Annotated in this window: 15 protein-coding genes; all 15 read left to right on the top strand. The window is 65.1% G+C overall.

Annotated features, from left to right (window positions below; all coding sequences use genetic code 11):
* The first annotated feature begins 217 nt into the window (after positions 1–217).
* The 15 genes from LDJ84_RS21470 (at position 218) to LDJ84_RS21400 (ending at position 17,154) form a co-directional block, all read left to right on the top strand.
* Positions 218–1,693: a sigma-54 dependent transcriptional regulator gene (locus LDJ84_RS21470; protein WP_065086323.1), complete on the top strand. Its 1,476-nt coding sequence runs from the start codon at positions 218–220 to the stop codon at positions 1,691–1,693.
* A 122-nt stretch (positions 1,694–1,815) separates the two neighbouring features.
* Complete coding sequence (locus tag LDJ84_RS21465) at positions 1,816–3,036, top strand: sensor histidine kinase (RefSeq protein WP_226045390.1); 1,221 nt, start codon at positions 1,816–1,818, stop codon at positions 3,034–3,036.
* Between the two features lie 5 nt (positions 3,037–3,041).
* Entirely contained in the window at positions 3,042–4,457 is a 1,416-nt protein-coding gene (gene fleR / locus LDJ84_RS21460) for a sigma-54-dependent response regulator transcription factor FleR (protein ID WP_226045389.1), read from the top strand.
* A gap of 155 nt (positions 4,458–4,612) precedes the next feature.
* A complete protein-coding gene (locus LDJ84_RS21455) occupies positions 4,613–4,951 on the top strand; it encodes an endonuclease domain-containing protein (RefSeq protein ID WP_226045388.1) in 339 nt (112 codons plus the stop codon).
* A 342-nt stretch (positions 4,952–5,293) separates the two neighbouring features.
* Positions 5,294–5,626 carry a flagellar hook-basal body complex protein FliE gene (gene fliE, locus LDJ84_RS21450; protein ID WP_024764936.1) on the top strand — a complete coding sequence of 111 codons (333 nt, stop codon included), beginning with the start codon at positions 5,294–5,296 and terminating at the stop codon, positions 5,624–5,626.
* Between the two features lie 19 nt (positions 5,627–5,645).
* On the top strand, positions 5,646–7,436 hold the full coding sequence (gene fliF, locus LDJ84_RS21445; RefSeq protein WP_065086319.1) for a flagellar basal-body MS-ring/collar protein FliF: 1,791 nt from the start codon (positions 5,646–5,648) through the stop codon (positions 7,434–7,436).
* On the top strand, positions 7,429–8,445 hold the full coding sequence (fliG, locus tag LDJ84_RS21440; protein WP_017520274.1) for a flagellar motor switch protein FliG: 1,017 nt from the start codon (positions 7,429–7,431) through the stop codon (positions 8,443–8,445). Before fliF ends, fliG begins: the two co-directional genes overlap by 8 nt.
* Before the next feature lies 1 nt (position 8,446).
* Positions 8,447–9,235, top strand: a complete 789-nt coding sequence (gene fliH, locus LDJ84_RS21435) for a flagellar assembly protein FliH (protein WP_024764938.1) — start codon at positions 8,447–8,449, stop codon at positions 9,233–9,235.
* Positions 9,225–10,580 (top strand): flagellar protein export ATPase FliI, encoded by a 1,356-nt coding sequence (gene fliI / locus LDJ84_RS21430; protein WP_024764939.1) that lies wholly within the window; start codon positions 9,225–9,227, stop codon positions 10,578–10,580. Before fliH ends, fliI begins: the two co-directional genes overlap by 11 nt.
* Before the next feature lie 136 nt (positions 10,581–10,716).
* Complete coding sequence (fliJ, locus tag LDJ84_RS21425; RefSeq protein ID WP_024764940.1) at positions 10,717–11,160, top strand: flagellar export protein FliJ; 444 nt, start codon at positions 10,717–10,719, stop codon at positions 11,158–11,160.
* Between the two features lie 192 nt (positions 11,161–11,352).
* Positions 11,353–12,690 (top strand): outer membrane beta-barrel protein, encoded by a 1,338-nt coding sequence (locus tag LDJ84_RS21420; protein ID WP_226045387.1) that lies wholly within the window; start codon positions 11,353–11,355, stop codon positions 12,688–12,690.
* A gap of 272 nt (positions 12,691–12,962) precedes the next feature.
* Positions 12,963–13,901 (top strand): LysR family transcriptional regulator, encoded by a 939-nt coding sequence (locus LDJ84_RS21415; RefSeq protein ID WP_226045386.1) that lies wholly within the window; start codon positions 12,963–12,965, stop codon positions 13,899–13,901.
* Positions 13,902–14,035: 134 nt separating this feature from the next.
* The gene (locus LDJ84_RS21410) at positions 14,036–14,530 is read left to right on the top strand and encodes a hypothetical protein (protein WP_024764943.1); all 495 of its coding nucleotides are present in this window, start codon (positions 14,036–14,038) and stop codon (positions 14,528–14,530) included.
* Between the two features lie 41 nt (positions 14,531–14,571).
* Positions 14,572–15,591 (top strand): hydroxyquinol 1,2-dioxygenase, encoded by a 1,020-nt coding sequence (locus LDJ84_RS21405; protein WP_084357446.1) that lies wholly within the window; start codon positions 14,572–14,574, stop codon positions 15,589–15,591.
* Between the two features lie 99 nt (positions 15,592–15,690).
* Positions 15,691–17,154 carry an aldehyde dehydrogenase family protein gene (locus tag LDJ84_RS21400; protein ID WP_226045385.1) on the top strand — a complete coding sequence of 488 codons (1,464 nt, stop codon included), beginning with the start codon at positions 15,691–15,693 and terminating at the stop codon, positions 17,152–17,154.
* Positions 17,155–17,156 lie beyond the last annotated feature (2 nt).

Here is a 17,156-nt window from a genome sequence, read left to right as displayed (position 1 = left end):
CCTTCCGCGCTTCGAACTACCCTCCAGTTCGATTGCCATGACAAGGATCAACACCCTTCGTCGGGCTTCATCAAAAAAAACACGCCATAAATTTGACTCTAGCCACAATTTTGACTTAACTAGTGGCCAAATGCTGGCTAGCATGAGGAATTTGTGCTGTGGCCAGATCGTGTCAGCCGCCGTAGTACGGCCTTCAAGCCCGGGATGACAAGCTAAGATGTGGCGCGAAACCAAAATCCTCGTGATCGATGACAACCAGGACCGTTGCCGGGACCTCTCGGTGATCATCAGCTTCCTGGGTGAAGACCAGCTCTCCTGCAACAGCCGCGACTGGCGGCAGATCGTCGACCCGCTGCCCAATGGCAGCCGCGACGTGCTCTGCGTGCTGGTCGGCGCTGTGGAAAGCAAGGGCGGGGCGCTTGAGCTGCTCAAGCAGCTCGCTGCCTGGGACGAATACCTGCCCGTGCTGCTGATGGGCGAGCCGGTGCCCAACGAATGGCCCGAGGAACTGCGCCGCCGCGTGCTGGCCAGCCTCGAGATGCCGCCCAGCTACAACAAGCTGCTCGACTCCCTGCACCGCGCCCAGGTCTACCGTGAGATGTACGACCAGGCCCGTGAGCGTGGCCGCCAGCGCGAACCCAACCTGTTCCGCAGCCTGGTGGGCACCAGCCGTGCCATCCAGCAGGTGCGGCAGATGATGCAGCAGGTCGCCGATACCGATGCCAGCGTGCTGATTCTCGGCGAATCCGGCACCGGCAAGGAGGTGGTGGCGCGCAACCTGCACTACCACTCCAAGCGCCGCGATGCGCCATTCGTGCCGGTCAACTGCGGCGCGATTCCGGCGGAGTTGCTGGAAAGCGAACTGTTCGGCCACGAGAAGGGCGCGTTCACCGGTGCCATCACCACGCGTGCGGGCCGCTTCGAGCTGGCCAACGGCGGCACGCTGTTCCTCGACGAGATCGGCGACATGCCGCTGCCGATGCAGGTCAAGCTGCTGCGCGTGCTGCAGGAGCGCACCTTCGAGCGCGTGGGCAGCAACAAGACGCAGAACGTCGACGTGCGCATCATCGCCGCGACCCACAAGAACCTCGAGAAGATGATCGAGGACGGTAGTTTCCGCGAGGACCTGTACTACCGCCTCAACGTCTTCCCCATCGAGATGGCCCCGCTGCGCGAGCGCGTCGAGGACATCCCGCTGCTGATGAACGAACTCATCTCGCGCATGGAGCACGAGAAGCGCGGTTCGATCCGCTTCAACTCGGCCGCCATCATGTCGCTCTGCCGTCACGACTGGCCGGGCAACGTGCGCGAGCTGGCCAACCTCGTCGAGCGTCTGGCGATCATGCATCCCTACGGCGTGATCGGAGTGGGCGAGCTGCCGAAGAAATTCCGTCACGTCGACGACGAGGACGAGCAACTGGCGACCAGCCTGCGCGAGGAACTGGAAGAGCGCGCGGCGATCACCGCCGGCCTGCCGGGCCTGGACTCGCCGGCCATGCTGCCGGCCGAGGGCATCGACCTGAAGGATTACCTGGCCAACCTGGAGCAGGGGTTGATCCAGCAGGCGCTGGACGACGCCAGTGGTGTCGTCGCCCGAGCCGCCGAACGCCTGCGCATCCGCCGGACCACCCTGGTGGAGAAAATGCGCAAGTACGGCATGAGCCGCCGCGAAGAGGAAATGGCGGAGGATTGACGCCTCCGTCACACTCGTTTTTTCAAGTCATTGAAATATAACGAGTAATTTTTAGGCACGCGGTTTGCTAAGACTCATCCGACCGACAGATTCACGCCGTCGGACGGATGAGGAAAAACCGCATGATGCCCGCCACCCATCGCCAGACTGAACTCGCTTCCCGGCCCTCCGAGCAGGTGCCGGTGGAGCAGCAGAGCCGCGCCCATCTGGAGCAGACCTTCGAGCTGTTCAGCCAGATGTCCAGCCAGCTCAACCAGTCCTACAGCCTGCTGGAAGCCCGCGTCACCGAGCTCAAGGGCGAACTGGCCCTGGTCAGCGCGCAGCGCATGCAGGAGCTGGCGGAGAAGGAGCGCCAGGCCAACCGCCTGCAGAGCCTGCTCGACGTATTGCCCGGCGGCGTCATCATGATCGACGGCCAGGGCGTGGTACGCGACGCCAATCCGGTGGCGGTCGCCCTGCTCGGCAAGCCGCTGGTGGGCATGCTCTGGCGCGAGGTCATCTCCCGTAGCTTCGCCCCGCGTGCCGACGACGGCCACGAAGTTTCCCTGCGCGATGGTCGCCGTGTGTCCATCGCCATCCGCCCGCTGAACGGCGAACCCGGCCAGCTCATCCTGCTCAACGACCTGACGGAAACCCGTCGTCTGCAGGACCAGCTTGCCCGCCATGAGCGCCTGTCCGCCCTCGGCCGCATGGTCGCTTCCCTGGCTCACCAGATCCGTACCCCGCTGTCCGCCGCCATGCTTTACGCCGGCCACCTGAGCGAAGGCGAGCTGCCGGTCGAGCAGCAGCAACGCTTTGCCGGCCGCATCAAGGAGCGCCTGCACGAGCTGGAAAGCCAGGTGCGCGACATGCTGGTATTCGCCCGCGGCGAGCTGCCATTGCCGGACCGCCTCGCCCCCAACCAACTGTTCAGCAGCCTTCGCGCGGCGGCCGAATCCCACGTCGTTGGACTCAATCTGCGTTGGCAGTGCGATGCTCGCGTGGGCGAGTTGTTGTGCAACCGCGACACGCTGGTCGGCACCGTACTCAACCTGGTGGAGAACGCCATCCAGGCCGCTGGCCGCGAAGTGCGCCTGAAGGTGCACCTCTACCAGCACGGCAACAGCCTGCGCCTGAGCGTCAGCGACAACGGTCCGGGGATGAGCGCCGAAACCCTGGCGCGTCTCGGCGAACCCTTCTTCACCACCAAGACCACCGGCACCGGCCTCGGCCTCGCGGTGGTGAAAGCTGTCGCCAAGGCTCACCAGGGTGAACTGCTTCTGCGCTCGCGGCCGGGTCTCGGTACCTGCGCCACCCTGGTCCTGCCGCTGATCCTGGCTCAATCCGCCGTCCACGAGGAGTGATTTCCATGGCCGCCAAAGTCCTGCTGGTCGAAGACGACCGCGCCCTTCGTGAAGCCCTCTGCGACACCCTGTCGCTCGGCGGGCACGACTTCATTGCCGTCGATTGCGCCGAAGCGGCGCTGCCAGCGCTGGAGAAGGACGCCTTCAGCCTGGTGATCAGCGACGTCAACATGCCGGGCATGGACGGGCACCAGTTGCTCGGCCTGATCCGCAAGCGCCATCCGCAATTGCCGGTGCTGCTGATGACCGCCTATGGCGCCGTCGACCGCGCCGTGGATGCCATGCGCCAGGGCGCTGCCGACTACCTGGTCAAACCGTTCGAGCCGCGTGCGCTGCTGGAGCTGGTGGCCCGCCACGCGCTCGGGGCCGTATCGGCCAGTGCCGGCGAAGGCCCGGTAGCCCTGGAGCCCGCCAGCCAGCAATTGCTGGAGCTGGCTGCCCGTGTCGCACGGAGCGATTCCACCGTGCTGATCTCCGGCGAGTCGGGTACCGGCAAGGAGGTGCTGGCGCAGTACATCCACCAGCAGTCGCCCCGCGTCGGCAAGCCGTTCGTTGCAATCAACTGCGCGGCGATTCCGGACAACATGCTCGAGGCCACCCTGTTCGGCCACGAGAAGGGGGCCTTCACCGGGGCCATCGCTGCCCAGCCGGGCAAGTTCGAACTGGCTGACGGGGGCACCATCCTGCTCGACGAAATTTCCGAGATGCCGTTGGCCTTGCAAGCCAAGCTGCTGCGCGTGCTGCAGGAGCGCGAGGTGGAGCGTGTCGGCGCGCGCAAGCCGATCAGCCTGGATATCCGCGTGCTCGCCACCACCAACCGCGACCTGCTCGGCGAGGTGGCTGCCGGGCGTTTCCGCGAGGACCTCTACTATCGACTGTCGGTATTCCCGTTGGCGTGGCGCCCGCTGCGCGAGCGTCCCGCCGATATCCTGCCGCTGGCCGAACGCTTGCTGGCCAAGTACGCGCGCAAGATGAACCACGCACCCGTCACCCTGGCCGATTGCGCCCGCGCCGCTTTGCTGACGCATCCCTGGCCGGGCAACGTGCGCGAACTGGACAACGCCATCCAGCGCTCGCTGATCCTGCAGCAGGGCGGCCAGGTGCTGGCCGCTGATCTGTGCCTGACCTCGCCCATCGGCCTGGCGCCGCGCCCGGTGTTGTCGGCAGTGCCGGCATCGGCGCCGCCGCCGGTTTCTGCCTGCGTCGACATTCCGTCAGTCGCCTCCACCGAGGCCGGGCAGCTGGGCGAAGACCTCAAGCGCCGCGAGTTCCAGATGATCATCGACACCCTGCGCAGCGAGCGCGGCCGCCGCAAGGAAGCCGCCGAGCGCCTGGGCATCAGCCCGCGCACCCTGCGCTACAAGCTCGCGCAGATGCGCGACGCCGGCATGGATGTGGAGGCTTATCTCTACGCCAGTTGAATGGCGAATGGACAACCCCTCTTGGCCCGCATTCGTGCGGGCCTTTTCTTGGTTGGGCTCGGTGGTTTCTGTGGAGCGCTGGTGTTCTCGTCTGGCTGCCTCCTGCATGGGAATGTCGGACCTTTCTCCCAGGTCGATCGACCTGGGAGCGAACCATGGACGAGGTGGCATTTGCGCGGCAGCTACGGCGGCGGCAAACCGACGTTGAGCGGAGCTTGTGGGCAGCGTTAAGAGATAGGCGTTTTCTTGGCCTGAAGTTTCGCCGGCAGGTGCCGTGCGGGCGCAATGTGCTGGATTTCTATTGCCATGCGCTGCGGCTGGCGGTGGAACTGGATGGTGGGCAGCATCTGGAGTCTGCGCATGATCGAGAGCGTGACGTCTGGCTGGCAGGGCAGGGGATTCGCGTTTTGCGCTATTGGAATCACGATGTCTTGGTGGGGGCTGATGCTGTGCTGGAAGCGCTTCGATTGGCGGTCGAATCCGGTGCGGGATGATTACCCTCACCCCCAACCCTCTCCCAGAGGGAGAGGGGGATGTCCTCTGCCGGTTGGAAAATTGGCGTCCGTTCTGCTGTAGCGCAATGTCCGGCTGAATGCCTGCCCACCGGCCACGCCGACCTGCCCCCCTCTCCCTCTGGGAGAGGGCTGGGGTGAGGGGCCCTTGACCGTACGCCAGTACCTCTGCCCGCAACACCCGGTCACTCAGCCTGCAGTCCCCATTCCAGAGCCATCTCTCGCATTTTTCCTACGCCCCGAAAACCTGGCACCCAAGTTGCAATCACCTCTGCAAAGCGCCGCGCAGTGTCAAAAAACCGCGGCCGGTCGGAGGGGTAAGTGATGAGTCAGGGTATCGAGTTCAATCGTCTGCTGCTGGAAATGCGCTCCATGCAAATGGAGGCCATGGCCAAGGCGAAGACGACGCAGGCGGCGCCGGTCGAAGCGGGGGCGCCGAGCTTCTCGCAGATGCTCGGCCAGGCCGTGGACAAGGTGAACGGTACCCAGCAGGCCGCCTCCGACATGGCCTCCGCCTTCGAGATGGGGCAGAAAGGGGTCGATCTCACCGACGTGATGATCGCCTCGCAGAAGGCCAGTGTTTCTTTCCAGGCGATGACCCAGGTACGCAACAAGCTCGTGCAGGCGTACCAGGACATCATGCAGATGCCGGTTTGATCGGCGAGGATCGTAGGTAATGTCCCAAGCCTCCGTTGTTGATAGCCAGATTCCGGCCAAGGTCGGCGCCGACGCGCCGAAAAAGCCGCTGCTGGGCCTGGCCTTCCTCGAGAACCTCGCGGACATGCCGGTGTTGCGCCAGGTCGGTCTGCTGGTCGGCCTGGCCGCGAGCATCGCCGTCGGCTTCGGCATGGTCCTGTGGTCGCAGCAGCCGGACTACAAGCCGCTCTACGGCAGCCTCAATGGCGTCGACGCGAACAAGGTGGTCGAGGCGCTGTCCGCCGCCGATATCGGCTACAAGATCGAGCCCAACTCCGGCGCGCTGCTGGTGAAAGCCGATGACCTCGGCCGTGCGCGCATGAAAGTGGCTGGCGCGGGCCTGGCGCCGACAGACAGCAACGTCGGCTTCGAGATCCTCGACAAGGAGCAGGCGCTGGGCACCAGCCAGTTCATGGAAGCGACCAACTACCGTCGCGGCCTGGAAGGTGAGCTGGCGCGCACCGTCGCCAGCCTGAACAACGTCAAGGGTGCCCGCGTGCACCTGGCGATCCCGAAGAGCTCGGTGTTCGTCCGTGACGACCGCAAGCCCAGCGCCTCGGTGCTGGTCGAGCTGTACCCGGGCCGCAGCCTGGAGCCAAGCCAGGTGCTGGCCATCGTCAACCTGGTCGCCACCAGCGTGCCGGAACTGGACAAGTCCCAGGTCACCGTGGTCGACCAGAAGGGCAATCTGCTTTCCGACCAGCAGGAGCTCTCCGAGCTGACCATGGCCGGCAAGCAGTTCGACTTCACCCGCCGTATGGAAAGCAACTTCACCCAGCGCGTGCACAGCATCCTCGCGCCGGTCCTGGGCAATGGCCGCTACAAGGCCGAGGTGTCCGCCGACGTCGACTTCAGCGCGGTGGAATCCACCTCCGAGTCGTTCAACCCGGACCAGCCGGCCCTGCGCAGCGAACAGGTGAACAACGAGGAACGGCAGAACAGCAACGGCCCGCAGGGCGTGCCGGGTGCGCTGTCGAACCAGCCGCCGAACCCGGCCAGCGCGCCGCAGACCACCGGTCAGAACGCCGGCGCGGATTTCGTCGCTCCGGGTCAACCGCTCAAGGACGCCAACGGCCAGACGATCATCGATCCGAAGACCGGCAAGCCGGAGCTGGCCCCGTACCCGACCGACAAGCGCCAGCAGAACACCCGCAACTACGAGCTGGATCGCTCGGTGAGCTACACCAAGCAGCAGCAGGGTCGCCTGCGCCGGCTTTCCGTCGCGGTGGTGCTGGATGACCGCGTGATCGCCGATCCGAAGACCGGCGAAGTCAGCCACCAGCCATGGACCGCCGACGAACTGGGGCGCTTCACCCGTCTGGTGCAGGACGCGGTAGGCTACGACGCCAGCCGTGGCGACAGCGTCAGCGTGATCAACGCGCCGTTCGCCCCGGAACTGGGTGATGAAATCGCCTCGCCGCCGTTCTACTCGCAGCCCTGGTTCTGGGATGTGGTCAAGCAGGTGCTGGGCATCGTCTTCATCCTGGTGCTGGTGCTGGGCGTGCTGCGCCCGGTGCTGAACAACCTGTCGGGCAACAAGAGCAAGGCTCTGGTGGCCGGCGGCGCAGGCGAAGGCGGCCTGGGCGAGCTGGGTGGTCTGGAGGGCGAGTTGTCCGAAGACCGCGTGAGCCTCGGCGGCCCGGCCAGCATCCTGCTGCCGAGCCCCTCCGAGGGGTACGATGCACAATTGAATGCGATCAAGAGTCTGGTCGCCCAGGACCCGGGGCGCGTAGCCCAGGTAGTGAAGGACTGGATCAATTCCGATGAGTGAAGCCCGCATGAGCGCCAAACTGAACAAGGTCGACAAGGCTGCCATCCTCCTGCTCTCCCTGGGTGAGACCGATGCCGCGCAGGTGCTGCGCCACATGGGCCCGAAGGAAGTGCAGAAGGTCGGCGTGGCCATGGCGCAGATGCGCAATGTGCACCGCGAGCAGGTCGAGCAGGTGATGGGCGAGTTCGTCGAGATCGTCGGCGACCAGACCAGCCTGGGCGTGGGCGCCGACAGCTACATCCGCAAGATGCTCACCCAGGCCCTGGGCGAGGACAAGGCGAACAACCTCATCGACCGCATCCTGCTGGGCGGCAATACCAGCGGCCTGGACAGCCTGAAGTGGATGGAGCCGCGCGCCGTGGCCGACGTGATCCGCTATGAGCACCCGCAGATCCAGGCCATCGTGGTCGCCTACCTCGACCCGGACCAGGCCGGCGAAGTGCTCAGCCACTTCGACCACAAGGTGCGCCTGGACATCATCCTGCGCGTGTCCTCGCTCAACACCGTGCAGCCGTCCGCGCTCAAGGAACTGAACCTGATCCTGGAGAAACAGTTCGCCGGCAACGCCAACTCCACCCGCACCACCATGGGCGGCGTGAAGCGCGCGGCAGACATCATGAACTACCTCGACAGCTCGGTCGAAGGCGCGCTGATGGACGCCATCCGCGAAGTCGACGAGGACCTGTCGGGCCAGATCGAAGACCTGATGTTCGTCTTCGACAACCTCGCCGACGTCGACGACCGCGGCATCCAGGCGCTGCTGCGCGAGGTCTCCTCGGACGTGCTGGTGTTGGCCCTCAAGGGCTCGGACGAGGCGATCCGCGAGAAGATCTTCCGCAACATGTCCAAGCGTGCCGCCGAGCTGCTGCGCGACGACCTGGAGGCCAAGGGCCCGGTGCGCGTCAGCGAAGTGGAAGGCGCGCAGAAGGAAATCCTCACCATTGCCCGGCGTATGGCCGAGTCCGGCGAGATCGTGCTCGGCGGCAAGGGCGGCGAGGAGATGATCTAAGTTGGTCAAGGACGAGGACAAGCTCAGCGAGCTGATCCGGGCCCGCGATACCGTGGGGTTCGATCGTTGGTCGCTGCCCAGTTTCGACCCGGCCCGGCCGGCCCCGGAACCCGAGCCCGAACCCGAGCCGGTGCTCGACGAACAACCGCAGATCGAAGAGGTGCCGGAGGAAGAGGTCAAGCCACTGACGCTGGACGAGCTCGAGGCGATTCGCCAGGAGGCGTACAACGAGGGCTTTTCCACCGGCGAGAAGGACGGCTTCCACGCCGGCCAGCTGAAGGCGCGCCAGGAAGCCGACGCGGCTCTGCAACCGCGCCTGCAGAATCTCGAAACCCTGATGTCGCACCTGCTCGAGCCCATCGCCGAGCAGGACCAGATGCTCGAACAAGGCATGCTCAACCTGGTGACCCACGTGGTGCGCCAGGTAGTGCAGCGCGAACTGGCCACCGATTCCAGCCAGATCCGCCTGGTGCTGCGCGAGGCACTCAAGCTGCTGCCCATGGGCGCCAGCAACATCCGTATCCAGGTCAACCCGCAGGACTTCGAACTGGTGAAAGCGCTACGCGATCGCCACGAGGAAAGCTGGAAGATCATCGAGGACGACGGCCTGCTGCCCGGCGGTTGTCGTATCGAGACCGAACATTCGCGCATCGACGCCTCTGTCGAGACGCGCCTGGCCCAGGCCGTGAAGCAACTCTTCGAGCAGCAGCGCGACCAGGCGACCCACGCGCTGGAGCCTGACCTGCATGTGGACCTCGACGCTGGCCAGGGCGACCTCGATGCGCCTTGATCGCGTCAGCTTCGCCCGCCGCCTGCAAGGCTACAGCGATGCCGTGAGCCTGCCGACCCAGCCGGTGGTGGAGGGCCGCCTGCTGCGCATGGTCGGCCTGACGCTGGAGGCCGAAGGCCTGCAGGCCGCCGTTGGCAGCCGCTGCCAGGTGATCAACGACGGCGGCTATCATCCCGTGCAGGTGGAGGCCGAAGTCATGGGCTTTGCCGGCAGCAAGATCTACCTGATGCCGGTGGGCAGCCTCGTCGGCATCGCCCCCGGCGCCCGCGTGGTGCCGCTGCCGGATTCCGGCCGTCTGCCCATGGGCATGTCGATGCTCGGCCGCGTGCTCGACGGCGTCGGCCGTGCGCTGGACGGCAAGGGCGGCATGCGCGCCGAGGACTGGGTGCCGATGGATGGCCCGATCATCAACCCGCTGGCGCGCGACCCGATCCACGAGCCGATGGACGTCGGCATCCGTTCGATCAACTCGCTGCTTACTGTCGGCCGCGGCCAGCGCCTGGGCCTGTTCGCCGGTACCGGCGTCGGTAAATCCGTGCTGCTGGGCATGATGACCAAGTTCACCAAGGCCGACATCATCGTGGTCGGGCTGATCGGTGAACGGGGCCGCGAGGTGAAGGAGTTCATCGAGCACATCCTCGGCGAGGAAGGCCTCAAGCGTTCCGTGGTCGTCGCCTCGCCGGCGGACGATGCGCCGCTGATGCGCCTGCGCGCCGCGCAGTATTGCACCCGTATCGCCGAGTACTTCCGCGACAAGGGCAAGAACGTCCTGTTGCTGATGGATTCCCTGACCCGTTACGCCCAGGCCCAGCGCGAGATCGCCCTGGCCATCGGCGAGCCGCCGGCGACCAAGGGCTATCCGCCGTCGGTGTTCGCCAAGCTGCCGCGTCTCGTTGAGCGCGCCGGCAATGGTGAAAAGGGCGGCGGTTCGATCACCGCGTTCTACACCGTGCTCAGCGAAGGCGACGACCAGCAGGATCCGATCGCCGACGCCGCGCGGGGTGTGCTCGACGGCCACTTCGTGCTGTCGCGCCGGCTGGCCGAGGAAGGCCATTACCCGGCCATCGACATCGAAGCCTCCATCAGCCGGGTGATGCCGCAGGTCACCTCGCCGGAGCACCTGCGCGATGCCCAGCGCTTCAAGCAACTGTGGTCGCGCTACCAGCAGAGCCGCGACCTGATCAGCGTTGGCGCCTACGTGGCCGGTGGCGATCCGGAAACCGACCTGGCGATCCAGCGCTTCCCGATCATGCGCCAGTTCCTCCGCCAGGGGCTGGACGAAAGCCAGAACCTCGACGACAGCCGCCTGCTGCTGGACGCCGTGGTCAGCGGCAAGGCCGGCTGATGCCCGGTCTCCACGAAGCTGTTGGTAGGATGGGGGGAGCTTGCGATACCCATCGTCTTTCAGCTTGCGGCGAATCGCAGCATGGGTATCGCTGCTCTGCACCCATCCCACGGAAAACGCAGCGGGAGAAGCGCTTGTGAACCGCCGCGCCGAACGCCTGGCTCCGGTGGTCGAGATGGCGCTCAAGGCCGAGCGCGAAGCCGCGCGCCAGCTCGGTCTGGTGCAGGGTCAGCTACAGCAGGCGCAGCGCAAACTTGCCGAGCTGGAACGCTACCGCTTCGACTACCAGCAGCAGTGGATCCGCAATGGCCAGCAGGGCGTCAGTGGCCAGTGGCTGATCAACTACCAGCGCTTCCTCTCCCAGCTCGAAGGCGCGGTGGAGCAGCAGAACCGCTCCGTCAGCTGGCACCAGGACACCGCCGACAAGGCGCGGGCCGTCTGGCAGGAGAAGTACGCGCGCCTGGAAGGCCTGCGCAAACTGGTGGAGCGCTACCGCGAGGAAGCGCGCCTGGCCGCCGACAAATACGAGCAGAAGCAACTCGATGAGTTCGCCCAGCGTTTGCGACCTCCTACTCCCTAGCCCGTCGCTTAACGCATTGTTCTGCATGCACGAACACTGAAGTCGCTTAAATGGCGATTGTTGCAACAATTCCCGCTGCGTAACGTCCACCCCCGCCGGGCACGCCGCTGTGTGTGTCGAGGCGGGAGAGGGAATGTTTCGCTTTTCCGCCGTCGGTTCAACGCCATCCAATAACAATAAAAGGACTGCGGCATGAACCTTCGTCCATTGCTGTTCTGCACCTCGCTGTTGGCGCCCCTGTCCGTTGTGCCGCTGGCAGGCAATGCCGCCGACGGCCCCATTGGCTCGCTGGCGCGGAACCTGTTCGGCCCGCAACTGGAGGATGACTACGGCATCCGTGTCGGCGGCTGGGCGCAAGCCGGGCTGATGTATAACGACAACGGCAGCCGCGATGTCGCCGGCCAGGGCTTCTTCAACTCCCGCGAGGGCTTCAACCTCAATCAGTTCGCCCTGGCGGTGGAGCGCCAGCCCGGGAGCAACGTGATCGGCCGGGTCGGCCCCTTCCCTGGAACGATGCCGCAGGAGGCCGACTGGGGCTTCAACGTCACCGCGCTCTATGGCAAGGATGCGCGCTTCTTCAAGACCTACGGCTGGGACGAGGACCTGGGCGTCAACCGCGCCGCCGGCCCCGAGGGCGAGAACTTCAACATTGCGCAGGCTTACCTGGACTTCTACTTCCCGGTGCTGGGCGGTTCCGACCTGATGCTGGGGATCTTCCACACGCCGCTGGAGAACGAGATCGGCTTCCCCTTGCCGACGCCCGCTCCGGCGGACTTCTACACCCATACCTATTCGTTCATGCACGGTCCGGCCAAGCATGCCGGCGCGCTCTATTCGTTCAAGCTGCCCAGCGCCAAGGACGATTCCATGCTCGGCTTCGAGCTGGGGCTGGTGCAAGGCTGGAACAACCTGCAGTCGGAAAACCACGATCCGCACCTGATCGCCAACCTGCGCTGGCGCTCGGCGGATTTCCGCACCTGGGTGGACTGGGAAAACATCTATGGCAACGGCGCGGACGACAGCTTCGCCGAATGCGCCTGCGGCTCGCCGATCCCGACCACGGGCAACGCGCACGACCGGCAGATGCGCTATGAAACCTACCTGACCGTTTCCCATGCGCTGAACGGCGACAACCGTCTGGCTCTGGAAACCGGTTGGGGACGGCAGAAGGATGCGGCGCTGGCCGGATTCGCCGGCAAGCAGGACGGCACCTGGTACGGCAGCAACCTCAACTGGTACCACCGCCTGGGCGAGAAGCTGATGTGGAACAGCCGCGCCGAATGGTTCTACACCGACGCGCCGGTCCACGTGGTGATGGCGTACATCGACCCGGCCACCGGCATTCCCGATCCCAGTTGGGGCAGCTTCTACGGCTTCACCACCAACCTGGTCTATACGCCGGTGGCCAACGTGCGCTTGCGTCCGGAACTGCGCTACGACATCCATGACGGCGATGGCCGCAAGGCCTATGGCGACGGTCGTTCTGAGCGCCAGTTGCTGACCTCGGTCGACGTCACCTTCTACTTCTGACCCCCGTTTGCCCGTCCGCGCCACCGCGCCACCGCGCTCCGCAGAGCGGCGGCGGGAGCGTTCGGGCTGGAGCAAGCCATGAACGAGAAAAAGCACAGTGGCCCGGCCGCTACAGGACTCTCTCTGTAGCGTCGCAGTTCACGGCGCCCAGGAACTCCGGGACACGACCACGCTGGGAATGGCATGTTGGCGCCTGGTCTGGGTACCTTGAGTGTGGCTGGCGAGTGCCCCTCGCCGTAATGGGCGAGCGATGCCGACTATGAGGAGCCGTGATGGACCGTCTATTGAGCCTTGAAGCCTTCGTCCGGGTCGCCGAGACCGGCAACTTCTCAAAGGCTTCGCAGCAATTGGGGGGGACGCGCTCGGTCATCACTCACCGGATACAGCAACTGGAAGAGCTGATCCGCGCGCCGCTGTTCCACCGCAGCACCCGTCATGTCCGCCTGTCCGAGGTCGGCGAGACCTATTACAAGGAATGCGCGGAGATGGTGGCCAGCTTCCATGCGCTGACCGAGCAGATGCAGGACATGCGCACCCAGCCCACCGGCAAGCTGCGGATGCAGATGTTGCCTGGTTTCGCCATCGGTCATTTCGGCGCCTTGCTGGCGGACTTCACCCATCGCTACCCGGACATCGAGATTGACGTGGTGGTCAACGACCGCGTGGTCGATCCGATCGAGGAAGGCTTCGACGTGGCCTTCCAGATGTTTCCGCCGCAGGCGGAGACGCTGATCGAGAGACGTCTGTTCCGAGTGCGGCGATTGTTCTGCGCGGCCCCCGGCTACCTGGAGCGCCATGGCATGCCGGAACATCCGCGGGACCTTTTGCAGCACAAGATTGGCCTCTATGAAGGCTATCCCTCGCGCAATCGCTGGCAGTTCCACGGCGAAGACGAACTGATGGAGCTCAGCCTGCATGGCCAGTTGCGTTCGAACTCTGTGCATTTGCTGCGCGACTACGCCCTGGATGCCGGCGGCGTGGTCTGCCTGCCAACCCTGGTTTCCAGCGACGACCTGCTGGCGGGGCGGCTGGTGCCGGTGCTGACCGACTATGCGTTGTCGTCGTTCGACTTTTCCGCGGTCTATCCCGCTACCCAGCGGCAGGCGTTGAAGGTGCGCACACTGGTGGATTTTCTGCTCGACGGCATCGGTGGCGAACCGGTATGGGATCGGCCATTGTTCGAAAAGGGTTGGCTAAAGCTGGCTGATTAGCTGATTTTCAAGACAAGTGTTCGTGTTCCGCGAACACTGTTGTCGGCCGATGTTGGATTGTGGCGACCCCGAATGGGCTCGTAACGTGTGCCTCACCCACTCGCACAACAACAATCAGACAACGGTGATCGGCAATGACTTCAACTGCTTTCAAGACCGTCTTCGGTTCGTTGGACAACTATCAGAAAGGCTCGGTCGAAATCGTCAAGGGCAAGGCCAGCCATTACGTGTTCTCCAACGTATTCGAGGTCGCCGAGCGTTCGGCGCCCTATGAGAAGGTGGTAGTCGGCAAGAATCTCGACTACGTCATCGAAACCCTCCGCGCCGAAGGGCGCTCCCCCTGGTTCACCTGTGCCCACGACGAGTTCGCCATCTCCATGGACGGCGACATCCGCGTCGATTTCCTCAAGCTCGATACACCGCTGGTAGAAGGCGAGGGCACCCGCCTGGCCGGTGAGTCGCCCAAGGGCAAGCCGATGGGTTACGTGCTGCTCAAGCGTGGCCACCAGTGCCTGTTGCCGGTTGGCTGTGCCTATCGCTTCGAAAGCGCCAAGCCCGGTGTGCTGTTGCTGCAGACCATCCTCGGCCCGCTGTCGGTACAGAAGTGGGCGGACATTTGCCTGAAGTAACCCATTCGACCCGCGTTCGAGCATTTTCGAGGATTTCGACCATGGCCATGACTCAAGAAAAAACCAAGCCCGCCAGCTTCGCCGCCGACCTTGTCCAGGCCAGCGACAAGGACCCCATCACCGGTTATCGCCGCTTCACGCTGGGCGCCTTCAGCTTCAGCCGCGACGAGTATTTCGCCAAGATTTCCTGGCCCGCCAAGGGCGAGACCCACTCCCACCTGATGTCGGCCGATGCCTTCCTGCGCGCGCTGATGCGCGATGTGGCCTGGGGGTTCTTCTACGGCTGGGTGAACTTCGACACGGTGATCGGCACGCAGAACCACTACGGCAGCGTCGACCTGTACGCCGGCACCTTCAACGGCGTGCTCAAGGCTTCGGGCGTCAACTACACCGAGCGCTTCGAAACGCCGCTGATCATGGCGACCTTCAAGGCCATCCTGGCCGACTGGACCAACGCCGAGTTCGACCCCTTTGCCGCGCCCCAGGAAACCGGCAGCGCCTTCGGCCGCAAGGCCGGTGACAACATCGAGGCGATCGACCGCTACCGGGTTGGCACCGACCGCATGCCGGGCATCCCCGGTGACTCGCCGCTGCGCGACGACCTGCCGGTGAACCGTCACTTCGCCGATGTGTCGCAGGACGAGCCGATGGTGCATGCCGAGCCGGGCTTCGAAGGGCAACTGCATGCGTTCAACCTGTTCAAGTATCTGTCTCGTTCGGACGTCACCTGGAATCCGTCGGTGACCTCGGTGTGCAAGGGCAGCCTGTTCTGCCCGACCACCGAGGAGTACATCCTGCCGATCTTCCACGGTAACGACCGGGTCGAGTGGTTCCTCCAGCTTTCCGACCAGATCGACTGGGAGATCGCCAACAAGGACACCGGCGAACCCATGGCGCGCGTGGTGATGAAGGCGGGCGATATCGCGGCGATGCCGGCCGACATCCAGCACCAGGGCTATTCGACCAAACGCTCGATGCTGCTGGTGTGGGAGAACGCCACGCCGGACCTGCCGCAGCGCTACGCCCGTGGCGAGCTGGCGCCCTATCCGGTCGAGTTCTGACACCTGACCGGTCCTCCGGTGGTTTGCGCCACCGGGGCCGGTACTTCCGCACCGCTTTCCGTTCTGTCATGGCGCCACAGCGCCGTGAGGAGTACCCCTATGCAAAATCAGCTGTTCATCGATGGCCGTTTCGTTCCGGCGATCAACGGAGGCACCCTGGATGTCCTGTCCCCCCACGATGGCTCACTGATCACCTCGATCGCCGCCGCCGAGGCGGCGGATGTCGACCTCGCCGTAGCCGCCGCGCACCGAGCCTTTCCTGCCTGGGCTGCGCTGGGGGCCGCGGAGCGGGGGCGCCTGCTGCTGAAGCTGGCCGATCGCATCGAGGCCGTCGCCGACGAACTGGCTCAGCTGGAGTCGCTGGATACCGGGCACCCGATCCGCGATTGTCGTGGCCTGGATGTCCCGCGTACTGCCGCCTGTTTCCGCTACTTCGGCGGCATGGCGGACAAGATCGAGGGCTCGGTAATCCCGGTGGAGGCCGGCTTCCTCAACTACGTGCAGCGCAAGCCCATCGGCGTGGTCGGGCAGATCGTGCCGTGGAACTTCCCGCTGATGTTCACCAGCTGGAAAATGGGCCCGGCACTGGCCGCCGGCAATACCGTGGTGATCAAGCCGTCGGAGATCACGCCGCTGTCGACCCTGCGCATTGCCGAGCTGATGCACGAGGTCGGTTTCCCTGCTGGGGTGGTCAACGTGGTGCCCGGCTATGGCCACACCGCCGGCCAGCGCCTGGCCGAGCATCCCGATGTGGGCAAGATCGCCTTCACCGGCTCCACCGCCATTGGCCGGCGCATCGTCGAAGCGTCCCAGGGCAACCTCAAGCGCGTACAACTGGAACTGGGTGGCAAGGGCGCCAATATCGTCTTCGCCGATGCTGACCTGGAAGCCGCCATCAACGGGGCGGCCTGGGCCATCTTCCACAACCAGGGGCAGGCCTGCATCGCCGGTTCGCGCCTGGTGCTGCACGAGGACATCGCCGATGCCTTCCTCGAGCGTTTCATTGCGTTGGCGCGCTCCATCCGCCTGGGCAATCCGAGCGACCCGCAGACCGAGATGGGCCCCCTGACCTCGGCGCTGCACCGTGACCGCGTGCTGGCCTACGTCGATATTGCTCGCCAGCAGGGCGGCAGGGTGCTGACCGGCGGCAAGGCACCCAGTGCGCCGAGCCTAGCCAACGGATACTACGTCGAACCAACCGTGGTCGAGGCCAAGGTGGACGACCGCGTGGCCCAGGAGGAGGTCTTCGGTCCCTTCGTCACCGTGCTGCGCTTCCGTACCGACGAAGAGGCGCTGGCGATTGCCAATGCCACGCCCTACGGCCTGGGCAGCGGCCTGTGGACGCGCGACCTGCAGCGGGCGCACCGCATGGCCGCAGGCATCCGCGCCGGCATGTGCTGGATCAACTGCTACAAGCGGGTCAGCCCCGGCAGCCCCTTCGGTGGCGTTGGCCAGTCGGGCTACGGCCGCGAAATGGGCTTCGAGGCGATCCACGATTACACCGAGGCGCATTCGGTGTGGGTCAACGTCGATGCTCGCATTCCCCCGCATTTCAAACGTTGAGG

The organism is Pseudomonas sp. HS-18 (assembly GCF_020401845.1).
In the GTDB taxonomy this organism is placed as follows: domain Bacteria; phylum Pseudomonadota; class Gammaproteobacteria; order Pseudomonadales; family Pseudomonadaceae; genus Pseudomonas; species Pseudomonas nitroreducens.
Note: the sequence above shows the minus strand (reverse complement) of the source record. Positions and strands in the feature narration are given on the sequence as shown.